The following is a 26,119-nucleotide window of genomic DNA, read 5'->3' as shown; positions in this document are numbered from 1 at the left end:
AGCGCAGCGGGCCGGCGCTCAGTCGCGCTTGCCGCCGCGCTTCAGATCGTAGTCGATCATGTAGGCGGTGCGCTGGTTGAGGCGCTGGCGGTAGACCTGCAGGTTCTCCATCACCCGCTGCACATAATTGCGCGTCTCGGTGAAGGAGATGCGCTCGACCCAGTCGACCGCGTCGACTTCGTTCGAACGCGGGTCGCCATAGGCGGTGATCCACTTCTTCACATTGCCCGAGCCGGCATTATAGGCGGCGAAGGTCAGGATATAGGAACCGCGCCAGTCGCCGAGCAGGTCGTTGAGATGGGCCGCGCCCATCTTCGCCGAATAGAGCGGGTCCTTGGTCAGCCGGTCGAGCTCGAAGGGAAACTGCGCCCGTCGCGCCGTCTCGCGCGCCGTCGCCGGCATCATCTGCATCAGCCCGAGTGCGCCTGCATGCGAGACCGCGGCCGGGTCGAAGGCGCTTTCCTGCCGGGCGATGGCGTGGACGATGGCGCGCTCCATCGGATCGCCCACCGACGGGAAGTCCGGCACGCCGAAGGTTGGGAAGGCGGCCTCGTCGAGCGGGAACCCACGCTGCAGAGCGATCTTGCCGATGGTGAGCAGGGTCTTGGCGTCGCCGCGCTGGCGGGCGATGTCGGCGATGGCTTCCAGTGCAGCGGTATCGTGCAGGCGCTGCGACAGGTCGATCAGCAACTGGCCGGCGAGATCGGGCGCCTCGATCGCATAGAGCAGCTTGGCTGCCTTGAAGCCGGGCAGATGCGCCAGCGGCGCCGCCATGGTGCGCCGGACTGGCAGTTCGGTGAGGCCGAGCCGGGCGCGGGCGAGCTGGCCGTAATAGGCGATTGGGTGCTCGGCAGCCCGGGCATAGAAGGCCTTCGCCTCCTCCGTCTTGTTGAGCGCGTCGGCGGCGCGGCCCTGCCAATAGGTGGCGCGCGCCACCGAGATCGGCGTCTCCGCGACCTTGGCGGCCTCGGCGAAATGCTTTGCCGCCCGCTCGGCGTCCTTTTCGAAGCGCAGGGCGATCCAGCCGGCATGCCATTCGGCGTCGATGCGCTCGGCGGTGTCCTCGGCGCCATGGCCGGAGGCGACCGCATAGGCGCCCTTGGCGTCGCCCTCGTCGAGCAGCTTGCGGGCGATCAGCCGGCGCTCTTCCCACCAGCCATCGCCGTCGCCGAGCAAAGCGGGGTCGCGCGGCACCTCGGCGATCGCCTTGGCGGCATCGGCCGGCTTGCCGGAGCGGCGCGCCTGCTGTGCCTGCAGGAAAGCGAAAGAGATGTCCTTCTTTAAGGGCGCCGGCACGGCGTCGATCTGCTTCTGCGCGATTGGGCCCTTGGCCTTCGCGCTGGCGAGCCGGACCTTGGCCAGCGCGACATAGTCCTGCGAGACGCGGGCGGCATTGCGCAACGCCTCCTCGCTCTTTCCGGCGAAGAGATAGCGCTCGGTGCGCAGGCGATGATCGGCGGTGGTGAGCTTGTCGCCGAAATTGTCGAGGACGATCTTCTCGAGCCCGGCGCCGAGATGATCCTTGAGCCAGGTCCGGCGGGCAAGCGCCAGCGCCTCGTCCTGGCGGCCCTCGGCAGCCAGCGCACGGGCAAGCGCGATGCGTCCGGCCGGGCTGATCGGCTCGCGGCCATGAAAGAAGGCGCGCACGGTCTCGGAGCTGCGCCGGTCGGTGACCAGCGCTGCTTCGGCCCGCCGGCGGAACGGCGTCGTGCCGGGATAGTTCGGGAAGGCGTCGAGGAATTCGGCGATGCGCTCGAAGCTCACGACATTGGACAGGCTGCGCAGCGCCACCCATTCCAACATGCCGCGCACGGCCTTGTCGTCGATGCGCCGGGCGATGGCGTCGCCATCCTCCAGCTTGCCGGCGCGATAGGCCGCGACCACTTTCCTTAGCGGTTCGAGATCGATGCGCTCCTCCGGCCGGGCGATCGCGGCCGGTGGCACAGGCGATGCGGGCGGCTCGGTCTGTGGCGCGAGCGATGCGGTCACGCCGACATCGACACTCGCATTGACGCTGGCCAGGCGCTCTTCCTGCAACGGATGCGAGCCGTCAGGGCCCGCTGAGCAGGGTCCGACAGCCACCAGAATGAGCGTCAGGCCGGTTCCAAAGAACCGTCGGCCCGGCGATAGCGCCATCAAGGGGGCCCCCCTAGCGCGCTTTCCGTTCGACCGGGACGGTCGAACGAAAGAAATCGCGCAACTGTACAAGTTGGAGCATGTTCTGATCGCAAAAGTGGATTCCACTTTTGCGGAACATGCTCCGGCAAGCCGGATCGTAGCAGTAGGCCATGCTCCGGGATGGAGCTTTATGAAGTCCTAACCATGCCGCCACGATTTTTGATGGGTTGCCGGCTTTGCGGACTGCAGCTGAAAGGCTATGTCTGTCGCCCGTTTCACGCCGAACTTTGTCGTTTTCAGGACCGTCCATGACCAAGCATGCGCCACTCACCGGTTCGATGCCCGCGCTGGTGACGCCATTCAAGGGCGGCAAGATCGACGAGGCGACGCTGCGCGCCCTCGTCGACTGGCAGATCGAGAACGGTTCCACCGCGCTGGTTCCGGTGGGCACCACCGGCGAGAGCCCGACGCTCAGCCATGAGGAGCACGGCCACGTCACCGAGATCGTGCTCGACCAGGCCAAGGGCAGGGTGCCGGTGATTGCCGGCGCCGGCTCGAACAACACCATCGAGGCGATCTCGCTTGCGAAGCACGCCGAGAAGGCTGGCGCACAGGCCGTGCTCGTGGTCACGCCCTACTACAACAAGCCGACCCAGGAGGGCATGTACCAGCACTTCAAGGCGGTGAACGATGCGATCGGCATCCCGATCATCATCTACAACATCCCGCCGCGCTCGGTGGTCGACATGTCGGTCGAGACCATGGCGCGGCTCTATGAGCTGAAGAACATCGCCGGGGTGAAGGACGCGACCGCCAACCTTGCCCGCGTCTCGCAGCAGCGCCATGTGCTCGGCCCCGACTTCATCCAGCTCTCGGGCGAGGACATGACGGCGCTGGCCTATATGGCTGCCGGCGGCCATGGCTGCATCTCGGTCGTCGCCAATGTCGCGCCCAAGCTCTGCGCCGATCTGATGACCTGCGCCCTCAAGGGCGACTACGCCGGAGCCCTGAAGATCCAGGACCGGCTGGTGCCGCTGCATGACGCCATCTTCAAGGAGCCAGGCCTTGCCGGCGCCAAGCACGGGTTGAAGCGCCTCGGCCGGATCGAGGAAGAACTCCGCCTGCCGCTGATGCCGGTTACGGCGGCGACTGGCGATGTCATCCGCAGCGCCATGGTTCACGCCGGCCTGTTGAATGCTTAAGTGAGGTGATCGGCGGCGCGGCCTCGCGATCGCCGGTTGCCGGAGAGTTTCGATGAGCAAGCCAGATCCAGAGCGCTACAAGCTCGCGGCCGATAACCGCAAGGCGCGCTACAACTATGCCATCACCGAGACCTTGGAAGCCGGCATCGCCCTGCAGGGCACCGAGATCAAGTCGCTGCGCGGCGGCCGGGCGACGATCGGCGAGAGCTACGCCGGGCCGATGGGCACCGAGCTCTTCCTGTTCAATGCCCATATCCCGGAATATCTCGAAGCCAACCGCTTCAACCATGATGTCCGTCGGCCGCGGAAGCTCCTGTTGCATCGCCGCCAGATCGACAAGCTGATGGGCGCGATCCAGCGCGAGGGCTACACCGTCATCCCGCTCAAGGTCTATTTCAACGACAAGGGCCGGGCGAAGGTCGAGCTCGGCCTTGGCAAGGGCAAGAAGCTGCACGACAAGCGCGAGACCGAGAAGGCCCGCGACTGGAATCGCGACAAGGCGCGGATTCTGAAGACCGGCGCATAGCGCGCCAAAAGCCTGAGCCTATTCGGTAAGCTCGTTGGGCTCGACGAAGCTTCCGTCCGGTGCCGGATGCGGCAGCGACCAGCCGAAATAGACCTCGACCTCGACGATCTTGCCATTACGGATCGTCAGGATCTCGGTATTGCGGAATCCCTTGCCGCCAACGCCTTCGCCATCATAGGTGACGAAGACCGTCTCGCCGATCGGGATGAGGTGCTTGATCGTGCAGGAACGGATGCGCTCGCTGTTCGGCCAGCAGCGCTCGAAATAGGTCTCGCGATCGAGCCGATTGTCGAGCGGGCTGCTGAAATGGAAATCCTCGGCGATGAGGGCTTCGAGCGCGGCCCGGTCCTTGTCGACATAAGCCTGGTAGCAGGCGCGCGCTATATCGCTCGCATCATGCGGCATGAACTTCCTCGTTTCCCCGTCACGTCACAACCGTAACGGGGAAAGTCGAGGCAAGTTCCCTAGCGTCAGCCCATCGCCTTCTTGAAGTTCTCGTTCGCCTTGTCCCAATTCACCGTCTTCCACCAGGCGGCGAGGTATTCCGGCCGGCGGTTCTGGTATTTGAGATAGTAGGCGTGTTCCCAGACATCGATACCGAGCACTGCCTTGGCGCCAAGCTCGAGCGGCGTGTCCTGGTTCGCCGTCGAGATGATCGCGAGCTTCTTGTCCTTGTCGACCACGAGCCAGGCCCAGCCCGAGCCGAAGCGCGTCGCGCCGGCCTGGTTGACCTTCTGGACCAGTTCGAGCGTCGAGCCGAAGGCGCCGTCGATCGCGCTCTTCAGCTCGGCCCCGGGCTGCTGCGCCCCGCCGGGCGTCATCAGCTCCCAGAAGAAGCTGTGGTTCCAGTGGCCGCCGACATTGTTGCGCACGGCGGTGCGGACATTGTCGGGGGCTGCGCTGAGATCGGCGAGCACCGTCTCGATCGGCGTGGTGCGCAAGGCCTCCCATTGGCCGGCCGCGGCGTTGGCGCCGTTCACATAGGCCTGGTGGTGCAGCGAGTGGTGGATGCGCATGGTCTGCGCATCGATGGTCGGCTCCAGCGCCTCATAGGCGTAAGCCAGCTTCGGCAGCGTAAAGACCGGCGGCGGGGCGGCGGCTGGTGCCGGTGCGGTCTGCGCCAGCACCAGCGCAGGGCGGGCGATGACGAGGGCAGAACCGGCCGCTAGGCCGGTGAGAAAGCTGCGGCGTTTCAAGGCATGCCCTCCAGGTGTCGTTGCGGAAACAGAGCTTGCGCGAGCCGCGGTCTGGGTCAAGTGCCCTTCGCGCCGCGCTGCCTGTTTACTCATCGACAACGCAGGAGGGTGGGGGAGGTTCAGCCCTCCGGCGGCTCGTCGCCCTGGCGGATGCCATAACGGCGCTCCAGCCCCGGATTGCCCTGGCCTGGTGCGCGCGCAGCGCGTTCGGCCGGGTCGCGTCCGACCTTCTGCATCAAGGTCGCGAGCTCGACGAACTCGTCGCATTGCCGGCGCAGATCGTCGGCGACCATGGGCGGATTGGTGTTGATGGTCGAGACGACCGAGACCTTGACGCCCTTGCGCTGCACCGCTTCGACCAGCGGCCGGAAGTCGCCATCGCCGGAGAACAAATAGATGTGATCGAGATGGGGCGCGAGCTCGAGCATCTCGATGGCGAGCTCGATATCCATATTGCCCTTGACGCGGCGGCGGCCGGTCGCGTCGGTGAATTCCTTGGCCGCCTTGGTGATGACCCGGTAGCCGTTGTAGTCGAGCCAGTCGACCAGCGGCCTGATCGAGGTATATTCCTCGCTTTCGATCAACGTCGTGAAGTAGAAGGCGCGGATCAGATTGCCGCGTCCTTGGAATTCCTTGAGCAAACGACGGTAATCCATGTCGAAGCCGAGTTGCTTCGACGTTGCATAGAGATTAGCTCCGTCGATGAAGAGCGCGATGCGCGGTTCACCTGCCATGTACTGGCTCCTGGCTTAAATCGGGTCGATCAATAAGAATCGGCACGGATCAAGGTTGAATAATGTCGGGTTGGCGCTCCAAATCGAGCGGCCCTTCGGCGTTTATGTGGTGAATGCGGCGTGCCGCACAAGATTGCCAGCGAATTTTGCCAGCTAAGCGTGCGGGCACTGCAGGTGTTCAGCTTTTCGGAAACTCCAAACCCATCTCGCGATAGCGTTCCGGGTCGTCACTCCAGTTCTCGCGGACCTTGACGAAGAGAAAGAGGTGCACCTTCGCCTCGGCCGCTTCGGCGATCTCGACGCGCGCCTTCTGGCCGATCGCCTTGATCGTCTGTCCGCCTTCGCCGAGCACGATCTTCCGCTGACCCTCGCGCTCGACATAGATCGTCTGCTCGATCCGGACCGAGCCGTCCGGGCGCTGCTGCCAGCTCTCGGTCTCGACCGTCGAGCGATAGGGGAGTTCATCGTGCAGCCGCTCGAAGATCTTCTCGCGGGTGATCTCGGCGGCGAGGAAACGCAGCGGCGCATCCGAGATCTGATCCTCCGGGTAGAGCCAGGGGCCGGGCTTCAGCCGCGTCTCAAGCCAGGTGAGGATATCCTTGACGCCATAGCCGGTCAGCGCCGCGACCATGAAGGTCGCCTCGAACTTGGATTGCTCGTTCACGGCAGTGGTGATGGCGAGCAGCTTCTCCTTCGGGATCGTATCGATCTTGTTGAGGATCAGGAACTTCGGCTGCTTCAGCTGGACGAGCTTCTCCAGCAGCGCGGTATTCTCCTCATGGTCGAAGCGCCCGACATCGATCAGCACGCCGATCAGGTCGGCATCGGTCGCCCCGCCCCAGGCGCTCGTCACCATGGCGCGGTCGAGCCGGCGCTTGGGCGCGAAGATACCGGGCGTATCGACGAAGATGATCTGCGTCGGCCCTGTGAGCGCGATGCCGCGCACCTGGGTGCGCGTCGTCTGCACCTTGCGCGAGACGATCGAGACCTTGGCGCCGACGAGCTGGTTGAGCAGCGTCGACTTGCCGGCATTGGGCGCGCCGATCAGCGCGACGAAGCCGCAGCGGGTCGCCTTATCAGGCTCAGCCATGCTCGCCCTCCATCGTCTCGTTCCACAGGCCCTGCCGACGCAGGAAGGCTTCGGCAGCGGCCTGCTCGGCCAGCCGCTTCGAGCGACCCTCGGCTTCCGCCTCGGCCAATGCGCCGATCCGCACGATGATGCGGAAGATCGGCGCGTGGTCCGGGCCGGAGCGGCCGCGCTCGGCATAGGTCGGGGTCGGATGCCCCTGGCCCTGCGCCCATTCCTGCAGCGCGGTCTTGGCGTCGCGCAAGGGCGTCACGGGCTTCAGCAGCCGCTCGCCGAAACCAGCCTCGACCAGCTTGCGCGCGGCATCATAGCCGCCATCGATGAAGACCGCACCGATGATCGCTTCGCAGGCATCGGCCAGGATCGCCTTGTTCTTGCGCGCGCCGGAGAGGATCTCACCCTCGCCGAGCCGCAAGTGCGGGCCTACATCCCAGGCGGCCGCAACCTCGGCGCAGGTCTCCTTGCGCACGAGATCGGCGAGGCGGCGCGACATGTCGCCTTCCTCGGCCTGCGGATAAGTTGTGAACAGCATGTCGGCAACGGAGAGGCCGAGCACCCGGTCGCCAAGGAATTCGAGCCGCTGATAGCTCGCGATCCGGCGCGTGTCGGCGCTCATATGGGTGAGCGCCGTCTCCAGCAGGCCCCGGTCGCGGAAGCGGTGGCCGAGCCTGTCCTCGAGCCGCGAGAGCTCGGGCAGCTTGCGGCCGCTGTCGGTCGTCTTGCTCACTTGATCGTCGAGAACATGCGGTTCCAGCGCACCGTCCAGGGCCATTCCCAGATGCGCCAGGCCGACGCGCCCTCGTCGATCGAGAAGAAGATGATCTCGGCGCGGCCGACGAAGTTCTCGAACGGTACGTAGCCGACGCTGCGGTCGCGCGAATCGAGCGAGTTGTCGCGATTGTCGCCCATCATGAAGAAATGGCCGTCGGGGACGCGGAAGACCGGGGTATTGTCGAAGGTGCCGGTGTCGCCTTCGCGTTCGATGATCTGGTGGCTGACGCCGTTCGGCAGCGTCTCGCGATACTGGATCGCGGTCGTGGCGCGACCCCAGGCGTCGGTGGTGACGAAATCGGCGATGCGCTCGCGCTTCACCGGCTGGTTGTTGATGTGCAGGATGCCGTCGATCATCTGGATGCGGTCGCCCGGCAGTCCGATGACGCGCTTGATGTAGTCGGTCGAATTGTCGCTCGGGAGCTTGAACACGGCGATGTCGCCGCGCTTCGGCTCGGCTGCCCAGACCCGGCCCTGGAACAGCGGCGGGCTGAACGGCATCGAGTGCTTCGAATAGCCGTAGGTGTATTTCGACACGAACAGATAGTCGCCGATTAGCAGCGTCGGGATCAGCGAGCCCGAGGGGATGTTGAAGGGCTGGAACAGCAGGGTCCGGATCACCAGGGCGATCAGCAGGGCCTGGACGACGACCTTGATCGTCTCGAGAATGCCGCCTTCGTCCTTGGTCTTGCTCTTGATCTCGGCGTCGTTGGCCACACGGGCCTCCTGCTGGCTACGTTTCGAGAGCGCGGTCTAGAGCATGTTCCGTCAAAGTGGAAACCACTTTTGCGAGGTCGGTAGGTGCTGCCGCAGCGATGCGGCAACAAATATGGTGGCTCACGGGGTCATTGCACCGCCGTCACGGCTGCAGTCACGCCGTGCGCCGGCTGCAACTGCTCCGCTCTGATCCGAGGCAGGGCATGCGGATATTCGCGCTGCAGGAAGGCGACGATCTGCTCGCGCATCTCGCAGCGCAGGTCGAAGACGCGCGGCGAGGTGCCGGCGCTGACGAGAATGCGCACCTCCATGGTCGACTGCTTGAAATCGGTGACCTGGACGTTGACGACGCGCCTGTCCCAGAGCCGCGAGGCTGCGGCGATCTCCTCGACCTTGCGGCGCACCGCCTCGATCGGCGTTGTGTAATCGAGATAGATCATCACCGTGCCGATCAGCGCAGCGTCGTCGCGGGTCCAGTTCTGGAACGGCTTTTCGATGAAGTAGGACAGCGGCAGAATCAGGCGGCGCCAGTCCCAGAGGCGGATCACCACATAGGTCGAGGTGATCTCCTCGACATTGCCCCATTCGCCTTCGATCAGCACGGCGTCGTCGATCCGGATCGGCTGCGTCACGGCGAGCTGGATGCCGGCGAGACGTTCTTCAGCAACGGCTGCAAAGCGAGGCCGACGACGAGGCCGGCTGCGCCCGCCGAAGCGAGCAGGCTGACGCCGTATTGCCTGACGCCGTCGAAGGTCATCAGCATCGCCGCGATGGCGACCACCACGACCAGGATCTCGGCGATCTGACGCAGAATCCGTGTCTGCGTGACGTGCTTGCGCGCCAGCAGATTGTCCTCGGCATCGAGCTTGAAGCGGCGCAGATAGACCGTGGTCCAGATGTGCAGCGCGGTCTTGGCGATCCAGGCGACGAGCGCGACGAAACAGATCAGCAGCACATGCCGGATCAGCGTTGCCTGCGTCTGCGAGAGCGGCGCGATCGAGGCGGCGAAGGAGAGCGCCAGCGTGATCACCGTGAAGCGCGCCGGGCCGAAGGTGCGCGAGACCAGCGAGCGCCAGAACAGGTCCCAGCTCGCCACGATCCTGGTCATGATCTCATAGGCGATCCGGTGGATCGTCAGCGCCAGGGCGAAGGCGATTGCGAACAGGACGAGGCTGATGCTCCAGGGCGGCAGCCAGGAGAGCCGGGCTTCCATGTCCCGCATGAGCTCATCGAATGTCATCTGATCTCCCGCCTGACCGGCGCGGCCGCTCATGCTGCAACGCGGCAAAGCCGCAAAGGATGCAGCACACGTCAAGCGGGTGATCGTTCGTCCAGGATTGCGCGGTAGCCAGTCGATTTCCGGCGATTGACGCTAGGTCTCCCGGGGATCACAGTTTCGTGACCCGCAACCTAGGGGCGAATCGCCATGAGCACGAAGAAATACGTCGCGGAAGCCATTGGTACTTTCTGGTTGACCTTCGCCGGCTGCGGCAGCGCCGTCATCGCTGCCGGCTTTCCACAGGTCGGAATTGGCCTGCTCGGCGTCTCGCTCGCCTTCGGCCTGACCGTCGTCACCATGGCCTATGCCATCGGCCACATCTCCGGTTGCCATCTCAACCCCGCAGTTACCGTCGGCCTTGCGGCAGGCGGGCGATTCCCGGCTAGTCAGGTCGCCCCCTATATCGTCGCGCAGGTGATCGGCGCGATCCTCGGCGCCACCGTGCTCTATTTCATCGCTGTCGGCGCGCCGGGCTTCGATCTCGCCAAGGGCTTCGCCTCGAACGGCTTTGGCGAGCATTCGCCCGGCAAGTACGGGCTGGCCTCGGCCTTCCTGACCGAAGTCGTGATGACCATGATGTTCCTGTTCATCATCATGGGCGCGACCCACGGCAAGGCGCCTGCCGGCTTCGCTCCGCTCGCGATCGGCCTCGGGCTCTGCCTGATCCACCTCGTCAGCATTCCGGTGACCAACACCTCGGTCAATCCGGCGCGTTCGACCGGCCCGGCGCTCTTCGTCGGAGGCTGGGCGATCCAGCAGCTCTGGCTGTTCTGGCTGGCGCCGATCATCGGCGGCGCGCTTGGCGGCATCGTCTACCGCTGGCTGAGCGAGGAGCCGCGGGGTGAGGTCACCGGCGTCACGCCGGCTCCGGCCGAGTAACGCTTGCTAGCCGAGGTCAGGCCCGAACGGGCCTGGCCTCGATCACCACGAAGGCCTGTGCCAGCGGCGGATCGTCGGTCAGCGAGACATGCACGACCGCCTCATGGCCGGGCGGGGTCATCTCCGCCAGTCGCGCTGCAGCGCCGCCGGTGAGCCGCATGGTCGGCCGCCCGCTCGGCAGATTGATCACCTCCATGTCGCGCCAGAACACGCCTGAGCGTATGCCGGTGCCGAGCGCCTTCGAGCAGGCCTCCTTGGCGGCGAAGCGGCGGGCATAGGATGCGGCGCGCGTGGCGCGGCGATCGGACTTCGCCTGCTCGCCTTGCGTGAAGATGCGTTGGGTGAAACGCTCGCCGAAGCGGGCGAGCGAATTCTCGATGCGGCGGATGTCGCAGAGATCGGAGCCGATGCCGAGGATCATGCCAGCGGTCTAGCCGGCGGCGCGCCCTTCGTCCATTGCCCGCCGCATCACGGCGATCGCGGTTTCGAAACCGACGAAGATCGCTTCGCCGACCAGGAAATGGCCGATGTTGAACTCGACGAAGTCGGGAACGCCGGCGAGCTTGCGGGCCGTGTCGTAGTCGAGCCCGTGACCGGCATGGACTTCCAGCCCGAGCGAGGCGGCGAATGCCGCGCCATTGGCGAGGCGCTCGAACTCGGCCTGCGCCTTGTCGGCATGACCATCGGCGACGGCATGACACCAGGTGCCGGTATGGAGCTCGACGACCGGGGCGCCGAGCTTCGCAGCCATCGCGATGGGCGCCTCGTCGGCTTCGATGAACAGCGAGACGCGGCAGCCGGCGCTTTTGAGCTGCGCGATCGGTGCAGCCAATGCGCCCGCCTGGCCGACCACGTCGAGCCCGCCTTCGGTGGTGCGTTCCTCACGCTTCTCCGGCACGAGACAGGCCGCGTGCGGCTTGAACCTCTCGGCGAGGCCGATCATTTCAGCCGTCGCCGCCATCTCGAAATTCAGCGGCTTGGAGAGTTCGCTCGCGAGCCTTTGCATGTCGGCGTCGCGGATATGGCGCCGGTCCTCGCGGAGATGGGCCGTGATTCCGTCGGCGCCGGCTGCCACCGCCAGAAGCGCGGCGCGCACCGGGTCGGGCAGGGTGCCGCCGCGTGCATTCCGCACGGTCGCGACATGGTCGATGTTCACGCCCAGGCGCAAGCGGTTCTTGGTCATCGTCGCCCCCTCGTCCTTTGCCGTCTACGCCGCGTCAGGCGCGGGTTCAAGGCAAGGGATGTGATCGACGCCGTCAGTATTGGTGATCAATTCTACACGTATTGCGTGCGTTCATGGAATTTGCACGCAATCTGCGGCGTGACTGTTGTTAAGCCCTGGAAATTAGCTTCCGGCATCGTCCCGCAGCGTTTCCAGACCAGTCATGCAGCTTCCCGCCGACCATCGGCAGTTCGAGACGAAGGTCGCGCCGGATCGGCGCGACTTGAACCAGCCAGCCGACCGCGCGCTCGGCCGCGTCGTCTCATGCTCGGGCGCGCGTGCTACCATCGCGGCGACTGCGTCCCGGCCTGCGCCCGGCGCCCATGACGGCTGCGCCATCGGCCGCCTGATCTCGATCAATCTCGGGACGAGCCGCGTCGTCGGGCTTGTCTACGAGATGCGCGCGCTGCAGCCGGTCTGGGACGAGGCCGGTCCCAATGCGATCGCGATCGAAGTCGAGCTGCTCGGCGAGGTCGTCGACGGCGAGAACGGCGTGGCGCGCTTCAACAGTGGTATCGTCACCTACCCACCGATCGGGGCGCTGGCTCATCGTATCCGCTCGCGCGACCTGGCGCTCATCCATGATCTCGGCGAGCGCCGCGGCGTCGCGCTCGGCGTCCTGACCCAGGATGCGGCGGTTCCGGCGAGTGTCGATATCGAGCGTCTGCTCTCGCGCCACTTCGCCGTGCTCGGCACTACCGGTGTCGGCAAATCGAGCGCTGTGGCGCTGATGCTGCGCAAGGCCGTTGCAGTGAAGCCCAATCTGCGGGTGCTGATCCTCGATCCCCACAACGAATACGCCCACGCCTTCCCTGATACCTCCGCGCGGATCGACGCGAGCACGCTCGACCTTCCGTTCTGGCTGTTCCGCTTCGAGGAGTTCGCCGACATCGTCTTCCGCGGCCGTCCGCCGTTGGAGGACGAGACCGAGATCCTGCGTGAGGTCATTGCGGTGGCTCGCAGCCGCTACCGCGTCGTCTCCGCCCATGACATGGCGCGCGATCTCGGCAGCAGCGTGTTGAAGCGGCCACTCGATCCCGGCGCGCGCCGGCCGGGTGAAGTCAGCGGAACAGCCGAGCTCGCAGCGCCCTATCGCATCGCCGATCTCTTCGCCGCGCTCGACGAACTGATCGGCTTGCACGAGTTGCGCTATCCGCGCACCACCCTGCGCGCGCTCCGGATCAGGCTCGAAACGCTATACAGCGATCCGCGCTACAGCTTCCTCTTCGCCCATGCCAACAGCATGGAGACGATCGCGCCGGTGGTCAGCCAGATCTTCCGCGTGCCGCACCGGGGCCGTCCGATCACCGTATTCCAGCTCGCCGGGCTGCCCTCGGAGGTCGTCAACGCGGTGGCATCCAGTCTGGCGCGGCTCGCCTTCGACCTCGCCATGGCGAGCCGCGGCAGCTACGAGATCCTGCTGCTCTGCGAAGAGGCGCATCGCTATGTGCCGCAGGACCAGTCGCTCGGTTTCGCGCCGACCCGCCAGGCCATCGCCCGCATTGCCAAGGAGGGGCGCAAATACGGCGCCTATCTCGGCATCGTGACGCAGCGCCCGGGCGAGCTCGATCCGACCATCCTGTCGCAATGCTCGACCGTGTTCGCCATGCGCCTCGGCAATGAGCGCGACCAGCAGATCATCCGCGCCGCCATTGCCGATGCCTCGGCCAGCACCATCGCCTTCCTCTCCTCGATCGGTAATCGCGAGGCGATCGCCTTCGGCGAGGCGGTCGCGACGACGATGCGCATGCGCTTTTCCGAGCAGCGGCCGGAAGAGCTGCCGGCGATGGCAGGACGCGCGCGTGCCCAGGTCGAGCAGCGCGAGCCGCTGGTCGAGGAACTCGTCGCCCGCATGCGCGGGCTCTGACGGTCGGGGACGTCGCGGTCACCGACCGGTTCCTGGCACAGGCGCCGCTTCGATTGTGTCAGGCGACCTCCAGCGCTCGATCCGTGGGGGCGGCGGCGTCGCGCGCGAGTTTCCCGACCAGCTCGTCAACGGCAGCCTCGGCCGCGGAAATCGACGCCCGCAGGCGCTCATCGGCGAACTCGTCGTACTCGATGGCGACCGAGTGCGTTTCGATCAGGCCGAGATAGGCCATCGGCACAGTCAAGCCGCGCTCGACGAGATTGATGGCCTCGAGGCGCCCACCGGCGCCATAGCCATAATCGCCGCGCGAGGAGAGGATGACCAGACGCTTGCCGGGTGGCAGCATTGGCCAATACGGCTCACCTTGCCGGCCGCGGTCGAAGCCGAAGGTGACGCCGACGCGCACGACATTATCCACCCAGGCCTTGAGCTGGGCTGGAAGGCCGAAATTGTACATCGGCGCGCCGATCACGATCAGGTCGGCGCGCAGAAGCTCTTCGATCAGGACATCGCTTTCGGCGAGCTGCGCCTGCGCCGCCTCGTCCCTGCGTTCAGGCCGGGTGAAGGCCGCCGCGATCCAGTCGCCACTGACGGGCGAGGGCGGCTGCTGCCCGACATCGCGATAGGTCAACGTGTCTTGCGGTCGCGCTGCCTGCCAGCGCTCGACGAAGCGGCTGGTCAGGCGGCGGGTATGCGACCCGCGCGGATCGACCCCGGACCGCCCGGGACGGGCGCTGGCATCGATCTGGAGGATGTGAAAGGGCGACATGGCGCTCTCCATGAAAGCAAATTTCTCATGCGATGCTCTCGCTACCGTGAGATAGGGTGCTGTTTGACGAGCGACAAAATCGAATTCCTCAATCGATAGATGAGTTAATTTCACTCATGATTGGCTCTCGAAAGCTTCCGCCACTCGCTGCGTTGCGCGCCTTCGAGGCCGCAGCCCGCCATCTCAGTTTTCAGAAGGCGGCCCGGGAACTGGCGGTGACGCCAACGGCCGTCAGCCATCAATTGCGGCTGCTGGAAGCGACGCTCGGCCTGCCATTGTTCGAGAGACATGTGCGGCGCGTCTCGCTGACATCGGCCGGCGCTCAGCTCTTTCCCGTGCTGCGGGACGGCCTCGACAATTTCGCGCGCGCCATTGCCGAACTCTCTCCTCGGCCCCGGCGCAACGCGGTGACGGTCAGCGCGACGACGCTCTTCACCGCGCGCCGCCTGATTCCGGCGCTGGGGCTGTTCCAGGCGCAGTGGCCGCAATTCGCGTTGCGGCTGCATGCATCCGACGACGCCGTCGACCTGGCGAGCGGCGCTGCCGACCTCGCGGTGCGTTACGGTGCTGGCCCGTTTTCGGGGCTGGTATCCGAACCGCTGTGCCAGGACCGCTTCGGCGTCGTCTGCAGCCCCTCGCTCGGCCTGCGCGACCCTGCCGATCTCACTGCCACGACGCTGATCCACTCGGAATGGCATCGCCGGGACCTGCAGCCGGATTGGCGGCGCTGGCAGGGCCTGGCGCAGGTCGCGGGGCTGAATGCCGACGCCGGGCTGCGCATCACCGACGAAAGCCATGCCATCCAGGCTGCGGTCGCCGGGCAGGGCGTCGTCATCACCAGTCTGTTCCTGATCGGGGACGAGCTGGCGCGCGGCGTGCTCGTCCACCCGTTCAGTCCGGTGATCGAAGGACATCACTATCACCTCGTCGCCACTGAAGAGAACATGGCCAGCGCCGACGTCGAGGCCGTCCGGCAATGGCTGAAGGCGGTGGCGTCGCCATGATGGGTGCCGGCTTCACCGGCGCCGCCGGAAAGCCGGTTCAAACCTTGCATCCGCGGCGCGCAGCCTGTATGAGCGCCGTTCAAACCTTTCCATCGCATCGCGCACGATCAGAAGGAGCCGCGAATGGCTCGCGTCACCGTTGAGGATTGCATCGACAAGGTCGAGAACCGCTTCGAGCTGGTTCTGCTTGCGAGCCATCGCGCCCGCATGATCGCCTCGGGCTCCTCGATTCTCGTCCAGCGCGACAACGACAAGAACCCGGTCGTCGCCCTGCGCGAGATCGCCGACGAGAAGCTCACCCCCGAGGATCTCAAGGAAGACCTGATCCACTCGCTGCAGAAGCATGTCGAGGTCGACGAGCCGGAGGCCGACACCGTGCCGCTGCTGACCTCGCAGTCGCATGTCGCCACCCCCGATTCCGAGGTCCAGTTCGACCGGATGAGCGAGGACGACCTGCTGCGTGGCCTCGACGGGCTCGTGCCGCCGACCGAGAGCGCCGACGACGAAGACTGAGCGTCGGAAAGCGTTCATGACGTTTGCTAAAGCCCGGCTCTGCCGGGCTTTTTTCATGCCCACCCCGCACGGATTCGTCTTGCCGGGGCGCCGGTGCCATGTCGATATTAAACGAATCCAATTGAACTGAGCGGTGGAGTTGCGCCCGCATGGGCATGATGCGGCAATATGAGCTTGTCGACCGGGTCAAGCGCTATAACCCGAATACCGACGAGGAGCTGCTCAACCGCGCCTATGTCTACGCCATGCGTGCGCATGGCACGCAGAAGCGCGCCTCGGGCGACCCGTTCTTCGCCCATCCGCTCGAAGTCGCGGCGATCCTGACCGAGCTCAAGCTCGACGATGCCACCATCGTCGCCGCCGTCCTGCACGATACGGTCGAGGATACAGAAGCGACGCTGGAGGAAATCGAGACCCTGTTCGGGCCCGATATCCGCCGGCTTGTCGACGGGCTGACCAAGATCAAGAAGCTCGACCTCGTCTCGAAGAAGGCGGCGCAGGGCGAAAATTTCCGCAAGCTCCTGCTCGCCATCGTCGACGACATCCGCGTGTTGCTGGTCAAGCTCGCCGACCGGCTGCACAACATGCGCACGCTGCATTATGTGCCGCCCGAGAAGCGCCTGCGCGTCGCCGAGGAGACGATCGAGATCTATGCCCCGCTCGCCGGCCGCATGGGCATGCAGGAATTGCGCGAGGAGCTGGAGGAACTCGCCTTCCGCCATATCAAGCCGGAAGCGCATGCCACCATCACCAAGCGGCTGGAGGAGGTGACCCAGCGCGAAGGTAAGGTCATCGGCGAGATCGAGAGCGATCTCAAGACCAAGCTCGCCGAGCGCGGCATCGAGGCGCAGGTCTTTGGGCGGCGCAAGCGCCCCTATTCGATCTGGAAGAAGATGGAGCGCAAATCCGTCTCCTTCGAGCAGCTCTCAGACATTTTCGGCTTCCGCGTCATCATCGACAAGCCGGAGGACTGCTACCGCGTCCTCGGCATCGTCCATATGACCTGGCCGATGGTGCCGGGGCGCTACAAGGACTACATCTCGACGCCGAAGCAGAACGATTATCGCTCGCTGCACACCACCGTCGTCGGCCCCGGCCGCCAGCGCGTCGAATTGCAGATCCGCACCGACGGGATGGACCGCGTCGCCGAGTTCGGCATCGCCGCCCATGCCCGCTACAAGGATGGCCGGACGGCCGGTGTCGTCGCCGCCGCCGACGAGAGCCGCGCCTATCAATGGCTGCGCCGCACCGTCGACCTCCTGGCCGAGGGCGACAATCCCGAGGAGTTCCTCGAGCACACCAAGCTCGAACTCTTCCACGACCAGGTCTTCTGCTTCACGCCCAAGGGCCGCCTGATCGCCTTGCCGCGCGGGGCGACGCCGATCGATTTCGCCTATGCGGTCCATACCGATGTCGGCAACACCGCGGTTGGCGCCAAGATCAACGGCCGGATCGCGCCCCTGTTGACCGAGCTCCAGAACGGCGACGAGGTCGAGATCACCCGCGCCGAAGGGCAGGCGCCGCCGGCGGCCTGGGAGTCGCTGGTGGTGACCGGCAAGGCCAGAGCCGCGATCCGCCGCGCCACGCGCGTCGCGGTGCGCCGGCAATATGCCGGGCTCGGCCGCCAGATCCTGGAACGCGCCTTCATGCGGGCCGAGCGGCCCTTCACCGACGAGAAGCTGAAGGCGGCGCTGAAGCGGCTTGCCCGCACAGCCGTGGACGACGTGCTCGCTGCCGTCGGCCGCGGCGAGATGTTCTCCGGCGATGTGGTGAGGGCCGTCTATCCAGACCTGGAGCCGGAAAAGCGTGGGACCAGCGAAGCCAAGGCGGTGCCGCCTGGCAAGGGCTGGTTCGAATTGCGCCAGGGCGAGAACCTCAAATTCAAGCTGCCGAACGAGACGCCGGGCAGCGACGCGATCCCGATCCGCGGTCTCGGCGGCGACCTGCCGGTGCGCTTCGCACCGGGCGGTGGCGCCGTGCCGGGCGACCGCATCGTCGGCATTCTGACGCCGGGCGAGGCGGTGACGATCTATCCGATCCAATCGCCCTCGCTCGCCGCCTTCGACAACGAGCCGGAGCGCTGGCTCGACGTGCGGTGGGACCTCGACGACAAGCGCCCGCAGCGCTTCCCGGCGCGCATCCAGCTCAACTCGATCAACGAGCCGGGCTCGCTCGCCCAGATCACCACCACGATCGCCGAGCATGACGGCAATATCGACGCCGTCTCGATGATCAGGCCGACGCCGGATTTCACCGACGTCACCATCGACCTCACGGTCTGGGACCTGAAGCACCTCAGCGCAATCATCAGCGAATTGCGCGAGAAGCGGGTGATCAGCCGGGTCGAGCGCGTGGTGGCGTAGCGCGCATCACCCCGCCCGGAAGGCCGCCGCGAGCTCCCTGACGAAGGCATTGGCGCGCGGCGTTGCCACATTGCTGCGCAGCACGACCTCGAAGGTGTCGAGCGCCGGCAGTCCCCAGCCCGGACCGAGATCGACCGCCCCGCGTGGCGCGATCCGGGCGGCTAGTGGCGAGACGCCGAGCCCACCTTCGACTGCTGCCAGCACTGCCGCCATGCCGCCGCCGATGAACGACTCGCGCCAGGGCAGGCCGGCGCGGTCGAGCGCATCCATGGCGTGGCGGCGCAGGCGGCATTCCGGCATCAGGCTGACCAGCGGGACCGGCCCGTCCGGCTTCGTCAGCGAAGGCGCACCGAACCAGCCGAAGGCGTCACGCCGCAGCACCTCGCCGGTGCGCCCGGAGCCCAGCCGGCGGATCACCGCGACATCGAGCTCCCCGCGCTCGAAGGCCGTATCGAGCGCGGCGGAGGGCTCGATGCGCAGCCCGATCACCAGCGAGGGATCGTGCTTGGCGAGTCGCGCCAGCAGGGCAGGGGCGTCAGCCCCGACAGCCTGCTCGCTGATGCCGATGGTGATGCGCTCCTGAACCTGCTGGAAGGAGGTCAGAGCGCGCTCATGCGCCGCCATCAGCTCGCGCGCCGCCGGGAGGAAACGCTCGCCTTCGGCGGTTAGCCGGACGAGCCGCGGGTGTCGCTGCAGCAGCAATTGGCCGAGCGACTCCTCGAGCTTCTTGACCCGTGTGCTGATCAGCGATTGCGCCGTGCCGAGCGCCTCGGCGGCGCGGGTGAAGCTGGAGAGCTCGGCTGCGTGCAGGAAGGCGCTGACGCCATCGAGGTCGAGGGTGTTGCTCATTTTAGATCGCAATTTCAGATCATTGATATCATCAAAGATACAGTTTTCAGATGGTAATTTCAAGCCTAGCTTCGGGATGTCGGCGGCAGAGACCGCCCCCCGTTATATGGAGCCTGTCATGCCTCTGATCCGGATTTCGATGCGCCGCGGCCGTCCGGCCTCGCACCCCGCCGCCATCGTCGATGGCGTCTATCGCGCCTTGCGCGCCACCTTCGAGGTGCCGGAGAACGACCTCTTCGCCGTCGTGCATCAGCACGAGGCCGAGGAATTCATCTTCGACAACAACTATTTCGGCTTCAACCGCAGCGACGCTCTGGTGATCATCCAGCTTACGGTCGCCAACACCCGTGGCGTCACCCAGAAGAAGGCGCTCTATGCCGCCATCGCCGAGAATCTGCAGAAGGAGCCGGGCCTGAAACCCGACGACATCTTCATCAACCTCGTCGAGGTCAAGCGCGAGGACTGGTCTTTCGGCGGCGGGATTGCGCAGTATGTGGCGTAGGCCAAAGGCGTCATGGTCGGGCTTGACCCGACCATCTCAGGCTGAAGGAGGCTCCTGTCAGCGCCCTCTCGTCCCGAGATTCTCGGGTCTGCGCTTCGCTTCGCCCGAGAATGACGCGCGATTGACGGCGTTCGGCGGCGCGCCATAACTCTTCCCGCATGGAATGGAGCGACGAGGGCACGATCATCGGCGTCAGGCGGCATGGCGAGAGCGCCGTGATCCTGGAGGTGATGACGCGTGACCACGGCCGCCATCTCGGCCTCGTCCGCGGCGGCCGCTCCAGCAAGCAGCAGCCGGTGCTGCAGCCCGGCAATCTCGTCTCGCTGACCTGGCGTGCCCGGCTCGACGAGCATCTCGGCGAATACAAGGTCGAGCTCCTGACCTCGCATGCGGCCAGGCTGATGGCCCAGCCAGTCGCTCTCTACGGCCTCGCCAATGTCGCAGGGCTCCTGCGTCTGCTGCCGGAGCGCGATCCGCATCCGGGACTCTATGAGGGGCTGGCCGTGCTGCTCGCGCATCTCGACGAGATCGCGATCGCGCCGGCACTGATGGTGCGCTTCGAGCTCGCCATGCTCTCCGAGCTCGGCTACGGGCTCTCGCTCGAACGCTGCGCCGTCACCGGCCTGCGCGAGGACCTCAGCCATGTCTCGCCGAAATCCGGCAAGGCTGTGAGCCACAAGGCCGCCGAGCCTTATCTCGACCGTCTCCTCGCCCTGCCGGCCTTCCTGAGCGAGGGGCAGGGCGCGCGCCGGCCGGCACCGGCCGAGATTGCTGCCGGCTTTGCTCTGACCGGCTTTTTCCTGCGCCGCGACCTCTACGAGCCGCGCGGCCTGCTGGAGCCGCCGGAGCGGGTACGGTTGCTGGAACTGGCGGCGAGAATCCCCTGATTTCTTCGGTTTTTCCGCCGGTCCCGCTTTGCGTCGCTTGCATCGCGGCTGCATCGTTGCATCAAGTGATTCGGGCCCTTATTCCCTCGTCCTTGCGAGGTATGGACCGGTGTTAGCCCCTCAGCTGGGCTGCGTGTCGAACTAGGTTGGTAGAAGCATGGGCAAACCCGTCGAGCCGCCTCCGGAGGAGGAAGCCGAACGCGTCGATCTGAAGAGCGCTCTCGAAGAGCGCTATCTGACTTATGCGCTCTCGACGATCCTGCACCGCGCCTTGCCGGATGCTCGCGACGGGCTGAAGCCGGTCCATCGCCGCATCCTGCACGCCATGCGCCTGCTCCGGCTCGATCCCGGTCAGGTCCACAAGAAGTGCGCCCGCATCGTCGGCGACGTCATCGGTAAGTTCCATCCGCATGGCGACCAGTCGGTCTATGACGCGCTGGTGCGCCTCGCCCAGGACTTCGCCCAACGCTACCCGCTCGTCGATGGCCAGGGCAATTTCGGCAATATCGACGGCGATAACGCCGCCGCCTACCGCTACACCGAAGCGCGCATGACCGAGGTCGCGCGCCTTCTGCTCGACGGCATCGACGAGGACGCGGTCGATTTCCGCGAGACCTATAACGGTGAGGACGAGGAGCCGATGGTGCTCCCGGCCGCCTTCCCGAACCTGCTCGCCAATGGCTCGCAGGGCATCGCGGTCGGCATGGCGACCTCGATCCCGCCGCACAACGCCGCCGAGCTCTGCGACGCCGCGCTCTATCTGATCCAGCATCCGGACACGACGTCCGAGCAGTTGATGACCTTCGTGCCGGGCCCCGATTTCCCGACCGGCGGCATCATCGTCGAGTCGCGTTCCTCGATGGTCGAGACGTACCGGACCGGCCGCGGCGCCTTCCGCACGCGGGCGCGCTGGCATGTCGAGGATCAGGGCCGGGGCACCTGGTTCGTCGTCGTCACCGAAATTCCCTACATGGTCCAGAAGGGCCGGCTGATCGAGAAGATCGCCGAACTTCTGAACGACCGGAAATTGCCGCTGGTCGCCGACCTGCGCGATGAATCGGCCGAGGATATTCGCGTCGTCATCGAGCCGCGCGCCCGCAATGTCGATGCCAATCTGATGATGGAGTCGCTGTTCAGGCTCTCGGAGCTGGAATCGCGCATTCCGATGAACATGAACGTGCTGACCGGCGGGCTGGTGCCGCGCGTGCTCAGTCTGGCCGAGGCCTTGCGCGCCTGGCTCGACCATCGCCGCGACGTGCTGATCCGGCGCTCGCGCTTCCGTCTCGGTCAGATCGAGAAGCGCCTCGAAATCCTCGCCGGTCTGCTGATCGTCTATCTCGACCTCGACCGGGTGATCAAAATCATCCGCGAGGAGGACGAGCCCAAGATCGAGCTGATGAAGGTCTTCGCGCTCAACGAAGTCCAGGCCAATGCCATCCTCGACACCCGCCTGCGCGCCTTGCGCAAGCTCGAGGAGATGCAGCTCAAGACCGAGTTCGATGAGCTGACCCAGGAGAAGGGCCAGATCGAGGGCCTGCTCGCCTCCGAAGCCCAGCAGTGGAAGACCATCTCCTGGGATATCCGCGAGGTGAAGAAGCTGTTCGGCCCGGAGACGGCGATCGGCAAGCGCCGCACCACCTTCGCCGACATGCCCGAGACCGCCGATATCGACCTGACCCAGGCCATGGTCGAGCGCGAGCCGGTGACGGTGGTGATCTCGAAGAAGGGCTGGATCCGAGCGTTGAAGGGCCATGTCCAGGATCTGTCGAGTCTCACCTTCAAGGGCGACGACACGCTCCGCACCGCCTTTTTCAGCGAGACCACCGCCAAGATCCTGGTGATGGCGACCAACGGCAAGGTCTTCACGCTGGAGGCCTCGAAGCTGCCGGGTGGACGCGGCTTCGGCGATCCGATCCGATTGATGATCGAGCTCGAGGAGAGCGCCGAGATCGTCGCCGCCTTCCCCTACAAAGCGGGCTTGAAGCTTCTTGTCGCCAGCACGGAGGGACGCGGCTTCGTCGTGCCGACCGACGACGTCGTCGCCAATACCCGCAAGGGCAAGCAGGTGCTCAATGTCGATGTGCCGGCCGAGGCGATGCTCGTCGTGCCGGCCGAGGGCGACCATGTCGCGATCATCGGCCAGAACCGCAAGCTGCTCTGCTTCCCGCTCTCCGAGGTGGCAGAGATGGGCCGCGGCAAGGGCGTCAAGCTGCAGCGCTACAAGGATGGTGGCCTGTCGGACGCCAAGGTCTTCAAGCTCGATGATGGGCTCACCTGGCTCGACACCTCCGGCCGTACCTGGACGGTCGCGCAGGCCGAGCTGATCGAATGGCTCGGCCACCGCGCCGAGGCCGGCCGCCTGCCGCCCAAGGGCTTCCCGAAGAACAACAAGTTCGGCGGGTAAGCGGGCTACAGGCGCCCGGCGGCGCGCCGTTATCTGACGGTGCGCTGCGGCGCCGGCCAGCCGACCGAGCGGCCGAGATCGGTGGTGTGGCAGGCCGACAAGGTGAATGCCAGCAGTGCGGCGGTGATCAGGCGCGACATGAATTGCTCCGGATGGATCGTGCAGGGATAGTGCGAGCCGGGTCGGCTCAGTCTCGGCCAAAAAACACCGGCTTGGCCGCTGCCTCGATCGCGCTGCGATGAGCACTGGCGATCAGCAGGCAGAGCGCGAGCAGGACTACGGCCGGCAGCGGCGAGCCGGGCAGGACCGTAAGGTGCGCCACGATGGCGCCGACCATGATGCCAGCGAGCAGCAGGGCGGCGAAACCGGCAAGTGCAGGCAGGAGCAGCGCGGCAGCGCCGGCCAGTTCAATCGTTCCGGTCAGATAGCGGAACCATTGCCCAATGCCGATCGTGTCGAAGACCTCGACCATCGGCTGTATGCCGGCGAGCTTGGCGCCGCCGGCGGCTGCGAAGGCGGCGGCGAGCAGAGCTTTGACGGCCCATAGGCCGAACCGGCGCCAACGCGGCGCCTCCGAAATGTCGGTAACTGACATGGATGTCTCCGAGGAATGCCCGAGGGCTGCGGCGTGCGGCCCGTCGCTTTCGTCGTGAGAAAATCGAGAGTAAGATCGAAAACGCAAGTAGGATGAAATTTGTGATATAGTATGGAAAACAAGACTATTGGATTGCAGCACCGAAGTGGCGGTGCAGAAAACCTCGCGGATTCAGACGTTTGCCCGAGTTCGGCGGCGGTTGAGCAATTTCATGCCGCCATGCGCATGCTGACCGGCAAGTGGAAGGGTGAAATCCTGTGGCGGCTCGGGCAGGGCACGATGCGCTTCGGCGAACTGCGGCGCTCCATACCCGGCATCACCCAGCACATGCTGACCACCCAACTGCGCGATCTTGAGGCGCACGGCCTCGTCAAGCGCACGATCTACCCGGAGGTGCCCCCGCGCGTCGAATATGAACTGACGCCGTCAGCGCGCGATCTTGGCGCAGTCTTCCACGAGATCCGGGCCTGGTCCGACAAGCACGCTGTCTCGCTCAATCTGACAGCTTGAAAGCGCGGGCAACGGCTCAATACTAGTGCCTGATCAGAAGCTTACGCCGATCCGCTGAATCAATGCGCCAGCGGCCTGAATCAAGATCGAAGCGTCTTGAATCGGCTTCTCAGCGGATCGCCGACCCGACAACGCCGACTTCCAGCCCGAGCGTGACATTATTGGTCACGGCCCATTGGATACCAGCGCGCGCTTCAGGCCTGAGCGCGATGTCGGAGCGCGAGAAAGGGTTGGAGAACAGCGTCGCACCGTAGCGGAAGGTTTCGTTGGCCGCGGCCAGTCCGACGCTCGTATAGAGCAGCACATCAGGCGTCGCGAAGACACCGGCCTTGAGCTGGAAAGCGCCCGTGATGTCGCGGGTGTAGCTCGCCTGGTTGAAGCCGGGATTGGTGTACCCGCCGAAGGCCGGGGAAAATTCGAGCGCTCCGGCAATACCGTAGACGAAGTCCCCGTCGCGCCACATCTTGCCGGCCTCAAGCCCGATCACCGGCCCGGCCGAGGTGCCGAAGCGTTTCGAGCTGCTGACCTGGAAGCCGCTGGAGATGCGGGCATAGGAGCCGTCCCATTTGACGCCACCGGGCGACACGGTTGGCTCCGACCAGGCGAAGGAAGGCAGGATTCCAAAGCCCGAGAGCGGCAGGAAGGCCTGTGCTTGCGCCGAGGCACTGGTCGCTATCAGCACCGCCGCGGCGGCGCCGGCCGAGAAAAGCTTCATGCGTGCGCTACCCGCAGCCAGGATCATGCTCATGGCATAGCAGCTGAGGGCGCGATTGTCGCGCTTTTGTGGCGGCAGGTGCCGTTGCGGGCTCTAGCCGAGCTTGGTCTTGAGGCGCAGGAAGCGCATCGTTCGCTCGGCGGTTGCCATGTCGAGCTGCTCATAGGCTTTGAGGTCGTCTTCGATATCCTTGGCCTTGAAGTACAGGCGCCGCCCACGCAGCAGTAGGACGGCATGGAAGGTGTCCTTACCGAGTTCCAGCGTGCGCGCCAGCACGGCGATGCCGCTGACGTCGCGCTGCATCAACACGCGCAAGGCCTGCTCGTTGCTGACGTCGGCGCGGGTCGCGATCACCTGCGCAAGGTGGAAGGCGCGATCCTCTTCCGCCAGCATCGTGACGACCTCGTCGAGGCTGCGCGCGCCCGCCTGCAGGTCGGCGATCAGCAGCCGGACTTCGCGGCGTTGCTGGCGCGCCTGACGCGCCATCATCGTGGCTTGGTGCGAGCTCGCTTCGGCGGCAGGATCCGACATCTGCTCGACGATACGCAGCACGCGTTCGGCGCGCTGCGGCGACAGGTCGGAGCGGCGCGCCAGCGCGTCGCCGACAGCGGCATCGTCGCCGCCGCGCTGCAGCAGCCGGTCGAAGCCATGGTCGGAAAACTGGGCGCCCTCATTGCCGGAGACGCTGCGGAGCACAGTCGAGTCGCCGCGCTCGACCAGGATGTCGGTGACGCCCTCGGACAGGCGGGCACGCTCGGCGATTGCGGCCAGATGCTCTTGCGTCTGGCTGATGGCGATGGCCGCCAGATCGGTGTCGGTCAGCACGGGCGAAAGTCTGAGCACGAGCCGTGCGACCTCGCTGTTGGTATCGTTCGCCAGCGACATCGCGACCGGGTGCGGCAGCGTAGCCGTCTCGGCGACGGAATCCGCATATTCGCGGCGGCTCTCCGCGTCGAGATGCGGCAACGAGCGCAGTGCGATATCGCCATAATGTTCCCGCGATTCCTCGCTCGGATCGGCATCGAGCAGGAACAGGTCTGTCACGGCGTTGAGAAGCTTGCGCCGGGACTCCGACGACATCTCCGCCGGCATGCGGGACAAAGACTGGAGCATCGGCGCGGTTTCCGCAGGAGTATCACGTTTGGACAATGCTCAAGGCTACCCTGCGCGATTTGATTTAGTCTTAAGCCGCTCGAAGAAACGCCAGCATTTTCAGTATGATCGTTGCTGCATATGGTTGTATTTGTATGATATTGCAACCTGAAGATGATGTCTCGGCGCTGCTGACGGAACTTCGTCGGCCAGATCACGTTGGCAGGTCGCCGCCATGCGCGGCCATCGAGGCCACCAGCAATGCGGAGCATGATGTGAGCACGAGCCAGCCCCGAGTACGAAATTACCTCCTTGGCG

General features: G+C 65.6%; 27 protein-coding genes. 11 read left to right on the top strand and 16 right to left on the bottom strand.

What is annotated here, in order from left to right; genetic code table 11:
- Nucleotides 1-18: 18 nt before the first annotated feature.
- Nucleotides 19-1,989 carry a lytic transglycosylase domain-containing protein gene (locus BLM15_RS10545; protein ID WP_126112702.1) on the bottom strand — a complete coding sequence of 657 codons (1,971 nt, stop codon included), beginning with the start codon at nucleotides 1,987-1,989 and terminating at the stop codon, nucleotides 19-21.
- A 437-nt stretch (nucleotides 1,990-2,426) separates the two neighbouring features.
- Between BLM15_RS10545 and dapA the strand changes: the two genes are divergently transcribed.
- Both dapA and smpB read left to right on the top strand, forming a co-directional pair.
- On the top strand, nucleotides 2,427-3,320 hold the full coding sequence (dapA, locus tag BLM15_RS10540) for a 4-hydroxy-tetrahydrodipicolinate synthase (protein ID WP_126112701.1): 894 nt from the start codon (nucleotides 2,427-2,429) through the stop codon (nucleotides 3,318-3,320).
- A gap of 52 nt (nucleotides 3,321-3,372) precedes the next feature.
- Nucleotides 3,373-3,846 (top strand): SsrA-binding protein SmpB, encoded by a 474-nt coding sequence (gene smpB, locus BLM15_RS10535; protein ID WP_126112700.1) that lies wholly within the window; start codon nucleotides 3,373-3,375, stop codon nucleotides 3,844-3,846.
- 18 nt (nucleotides 3,847-3,864) lie between these two features.
- Here smpB and BLM15_RS10530 read toward each other — a convergent pair whose 3' ends face one another.
- The 8 genes from BLM15_RS10530 to BLM15_RS32230 form a co-directional block, all read right to left on the bottom strand.
- Nucleotides 3,865-4,251 carry a nuclear transport factor 2 family protein gene (locus BLM15_RS10530; RefSeq protein WP_126112699.1) on the bottom strand — a complete coding sequence of 129 codons (387 nt, stop codon included), beginning with the start codon at nucleotides 4,249-4,251 and terminating at the stop codon, nucleotides 3,865-3,867.
- A 65-nt stretch (nucleotides 4,252-4,316) separates the two neighbouring features.
- The gene (locus tag BLM15_RS10525; RefSeq protein WP_349236838.1) at nucleotides 4,317-5,042 is read right to left on the bottom strand and encodes a superoxide dismutase; all 726 of its coding nucleotides are present in this window, start codon (nucleotides 5,040-5,042) and stop codon (nucleotides 4,317-4,319) included.
- Nucleotides 5,043-5,161: 119 nt separating this feature from the next.
- Nucleotides 5,162-5,776, bottom strand: a complete 615-nt coding sequence (locus BLM15_RS10520) for a LabA-like NYN domain-containing protein (RefSeq protein ID WP_126112697.1) — start codon at nucleotides 5,774-5,776, stop codon at nucleotides 5,162-5,164.
- A gap of 178 nt (nucleotides 5,777-5,954) precedes the next feature.
- Entirely contained in the window at nucleotides 5,955-6,866 is a 912-nt protein-coding gene (era, locus tag BLM15_RS10515; protein WP_126112696.1) for a GTPase Era, read from the bottom strand.
- The gene (gene rnc, locus BLM15_RS10510; protein ID WP_236846631.1) at nucleotides 6,859-7,590 is read right to left on the bottom strand and encodes a ribonuclease III; all 732 of its coding nucleotides are present in this window, start codon (nucleotides 7,588-7,590) and stop codon (nucleotides 6,859-6,861) included. The genes era and rnc overlap by 8 nt, the downstream gene beginning before the upstream one ends.
- Complete coding sequence (gene lepB / locus BLM15_RS10505; protein WP_110492632.1) at nucleotides 7,587-8,351, bottom strand: signal peptidase I; 765 nt, start codon at nucleotides 8,349-8,351, stop codon at nucleotides 7,587-7,589. The genes rnc and lepB overlap by 4 nt, the downstream gene beginning before the upstream one ends.
- 128 nt (nucleotides 8,352-8,479) lie before the next feature.
- Nucleotides 8,480-8,983 (bottom strand): mechanosensitive ion channel family protein, encoded by a 504-nt coding sequence (locus BLM15_RS32235; RefSeq protein ID WP_335904826.1) that lies wholly within the window; start codon nucleotides 8,981-8,983, stop codon nucleotides 8,480-8,482.
- The gene (locus BLM15_RS32230) at nucleotides 8,980-9,591 is read right to left on the bottom strand and encodes a hypothetical protein (protein WP_335904825.1); all 612 of its coding nucleotides are present in this window, start codon (nucleotides 9,589-9,591) and stop codon (nucleotides 8,980-8,982) included. The genes BLM15_RS32235 and BLM15_RS32230 overlap by 4 nt, the downstream gene beginning before the upstream one ends.
- Nucleotides 9,592-9,777: 186 nt before the next feature.
- Between BLM15_RS32230 and aqpZ the strand changes: the two genes are divergently transcribed.
- Entirely contained in the window at nucleotides 9,778-10,509 is a 732-nt protein-coding gene (aqpZ, locus tag BLM15_RS10495; RefSeq protein ID WP_126112694.1) for an aquaporin Z, read from the top strand.
- Between the two features lie 16 nt (nucleotides 10,510-10,525).
- Here the strand turns inward: aqpZ and acpS are convergent, their stop codons facing one another.
- Both acpS and BLM15_RS10485 read right to left on the bottom strand, forming a co-directional pair.
- Nucleotides 10,526-10,930, bottom strand: a complete 405-nt coding sequence (gene acpS, locus BLM15_RS10490; RefSeq protein ID WP_126112693.1) for a holo-ACP synthase — start codon at nucleotides 10,928-10,930, stop codon at nucleotides 10,526-10,528.
- Between the two features lie 9 nt (nucleotides 10,931-10,939).
- Nucleotides 10,940-11,692: a pyridoxine 5'-phosphate synthase gene (locus tag BLM15_RS10485; protein ID WP_126112692.1), complete on the bottom strand. Its 753-nt coding sequence runs from the start codon at nucleotides 11,690-11,692 to the stop codon at nucleotides 10,940-10,942.
- A gap of 202 nt (nucleotides 11,693-11,894) precedes the next feature.
- On the opposite strand from BLM15_RS10485, the gene BLM15_RS10480 reads away from it, so the two are divergent.
- Complete coding sequence (locus BLM15_RS10480) at nucleotides 11,895-13,598, top strand: ATP-binding protein (protein WP_126112691.1); 1,704 nt, start codon at nucleotides 11,895-11,897, stop codon at nucleotides 13,596-13,598.
- Between the two features lie 58 nt (nucleotides 13,599-13,656).
- Here the strand turns inward: BLM15_RS10480 and BLM15_RS10475 are convergent, their stop codons facing one another.
- Nucleotides 13,657-14,367, bottom strand: coding sequence for an FMN-dependent NADH-azoreductase (locus BLM15_RS10475; RefSeq protein WP_126112690.1), 711 nt, complete (start codon nucleotides 14,365-14,367; stop codon nucleotides 13,657-13,659).
- 116 nt (nucleotides 14,368-14,483) lie between these two features.
- Between BLM15_RS10475 and BLM15_RS10470 the strand changes: the two genes are divergently transcribed.
- The 3 genes from BLM15_RS10470 (at nucleotide 14,484) to BLM15_RS10460 (ending at nucleotide 18,247) form a co-directional block, all read left to right on the top strand.
- Nucleotides 14,484-15,371 carry a LysR substrate-binding domain-containing protein gene (locus BLM15_RS10470; RefSeq protein WP_126116135.1) on the top strand — a complete coding sequence of 296 codons (888 nt, stop codon included), beginning with the start codon at nucleotides 14,484-14,486 and terminating at the stop codon, nucleotides 15,369-15,371.
- 123 nt (nucleotides 15,372-15,494) lie between these two features.
- Nucleotides 15,495-15,884 carry a DNA-directed RNA polymerase subunit omega gene (rpoZ, locus tag BLM15_RS10465; RefSeq protein WP_057192190.1) on the top strand — a complete coding sequence of 130 codons (390 nt, stop codon included), beginning with the start codon at nucleotides 15,495-15,497 and terminating at the stop codon, nucleotides 15,882-15,884.
- 155 nt (nucleotides 15,885-16,039) lie between these two features.
- Entirely contained in the window at nucleotides 16,040-18,247 is a 2,208-nt protein-coding gene (locus tag BLM15_RS10460) for a RelA/SpoT family protein (protein ID WP_126116134.1), read from the top strand.
- 6 nt (nucleotides 18,248-18,253) lie between these two features.
- Here BLM15_RS10460 and BLM15_RS10455 read toward each other — a convergent pair whose 3' ends face one another.
- A complete protein-coding gene (locus BLM15_RS10455; RefSeq protein ID WP_126112689.1) occupies nucleotides 18,254-19,096 on the bottom strand; it encodes a LysR substrate-binding domain-containing protein in 843 nt (280 codons plus the stop codon).
- Nucleotides 19,097-19,214: 118 nt separating this feature from the next.
- Here BLM15_RS10455 and BLM15_RS10450 point away from each other — a divergent pair, with 118 nt between their 5' ends.
- From BLM15_RS10450 to parC, 3 genes are all read left to right on the top strand, one after another.
- A complete protein-coding gene (locus BLM15_RS10450) occupies nucleotides 19,215-19,598 on the top strand; it encodes a tautomerase family protein (RefSeq protein ID WP_126112688.1) in 384 nt (127 codons plus the stop codon).
- A gap of 158 nt (nucleotides 19,599-19,756) precedes the next feature.
- Entirely contained in the window at nucleotides 19,757-20,485 is a 729-nt protein-coding gene (gene recO / locus BLM15_RS10445; RefSeq protein ID WP_126112687.1) for a DNA repair protein RecO, read from the top strand.
- A gap of 157 nt (nucleotides 20,486-20,642) precedes the next feature.
- Nucleotides 20,643-22,889 carry a DNA topoisomerase IV subunit A gene (gene parC / locus BLM15_RS10440; protein ID WP_126112686.1) on the top strand — a complete coding sequence of 749 codons (2,247 nt, stop codon included), beginning with the start codon at nucleotides 20,643-20,645 and terminating at the stop codon, nucleotides 22,887-22,889.
- A gap of 187 nt (nucleotides 22,890-23,076) precedes the next feature.
- On the opposite strand, the gene BLM15_RS10435 is transcribed toward parC, so the two are convergent.
- Entirely contained in the window at nucleotides 23,077-23,484 is a 408-nt protein-coding gene (locus BLM15_RS10435) for a DoxX family protein (RefSeq protein WP_126112685.1), read from the bottom strand.
- Between the two features lie 219 nt (nucleotides 23,485-23,703).
- Between BLM15_RS10435 and BLM15_RS10430 the strand changes: the two genes are divergently transcribed.
- Entirely contained in the window at nucleotides 23,704-23,994 is a 291-nt protein-coding gene (locus BLM15_RS10430; RefSeq protein WP_126116133.1) for a winged helix-turn-helix transcriptional regulator, read from the top strand.
- 109 nt (nucleotides 23,995-24,103) lie between these two features.
- On the opposite strand, the gene BLM15_RS10425 is transcribed toward BLM15_RS10430, so the two are convergent.
- A complete protein-coding gene (locus BLM15_RS10425) occupies nucleotides 24,104-24,709 on the bottom strand; it encodes an outer membrane protein (RefSeq protein ID WP_164547473.1) in 606 nt (201 codons plus the stop codon).
- A 93-nt stretch (nucleotides 24,710-24,802) separates the two neighbouring features.
- Nucleotides 24,803-25,822, bottom strand: a complete 1,020-nt coding sequence (locus BLM15_RS10420) for a DUF2336 domain-containing protein (RefSeq protein WP_126112683.1) — start codon at nucleotides 25,820-25,822, stop codon at nucleotides 24,803-24,805.
- Between the last annotated feature and the right edge of the window lie 297 nt (nucleotides 25,823-26,119).

Origin of the sequence: Bosea sp. Tri-49, from assembly GCF_003952665.1 — a bacterium.
GTDB lineage: Bacteria > Pseudomonadota > Alphaproteobacteria > Rhizobiales > Beijerinckiaceae > Allobosea.
The sequence above is the reverse complement of the archived record's forward strand: the minus strand, read 5'-3'. Positions and strand labels throughout refer to the sequence as shown.